Annotated in this window: 1 pseudogene; it reads left to right on the top strand. The window is 62.1% G+C overall.

Annotation, left to right across the window (positions count from 1 at the left end):
• Window positions 1-327, top strand: a pseudogene (locus tag R0J88_RS19270) (hypothetical protein); the annotation flags it as partial.

The raw sequence follows: 327 nt of genomic DNA, 5'->3' as shown, positions 1-327 counted from the left end.
GGATGCATGAGCGAGCAACAAGAGCACGTCGCAGGGCAACAGGCCTTCGCACATGATGATGTCGAACTGGTCGAAGCCAGGGGGTTGCAGGACGGCTTCTTTCGCCTCGAGCAGCGCGAATTCCGCCACCAGCGTTTCAACGGTGGCTGGAGCGATGTGATCCAGCGCGAGGTGCATGTCCGTCACGATGCTGTAGGCGTATTGCCCTACGACCCGGTCAACGACCGCGTGGTCTTCGTCGAACAGATTCGTGCCGGCATGCTGGAAGACGCCCGCCCGCCCTGGAGCCTGGAGCCGATTGCAGGGCTGGTGGACAAGGACGAACAG

The organism is Pseudoalteromonas sp. SIMBA_162, from assembly GCF_046535955.1.
In the GTDB taxonomy this organism is placed as follows: Bacteria; Pseudomonadota; Gammaproteobacteria; order Enterobacterales; family Alteromonadaceae; genus Pseudoalteromonas; species Pseudoalteromonas marina.
Note: the sequence above shows the minus strand (reverse complement) of the source record. Positions and strands in the feature narration are given on the sequence as shown.